Below are 263 nucleotides of genomic sequence, written 5' to 3'. Positions count from 1 at the left end.
ATCAATGCTGCTGGAGTTTTGCAAATTACCATGGTTGCTAGTATATGGGACGATGAGTATGGAATTTCAGTACATCAAAAACACCACACTACTAAAGAAAACATATCTGAAGTTTTAAAAGGTTTTCAAAGAGATAAAAACACAAAAGGAATTGAAATTTTTAACGTTAAAGGTTGGGATTATTCTAACTTGATAGAAACTTATACCAAAGCTTCAGAAATAGCAAGAGAACAGCATGTACCTGTTATGATTCATGTTAGTGA

The 263-nt window shown here is 32.3% G+C and carries 1 protein-coding gene; it reads left to right on the top strand.

The annotated features are described in order from the left end of the window. Positions 1 to 263, top strand: a 263-nt coding sequence (locus Q4563_RS20510; protein WP_303605827.1) for a hypothetical protein, incomplete at both ends; no start/stop codon positions are given.

It is taken from the genome of Gilvimarinus sp. 1_MG-2023 (genome assembly GCF_030548285.1).
The sequence above is the reverse complement of the archived record's forward strand: the minus strand, read 5'-3'. Positions and strand labels throughout refer to the sequence as shown.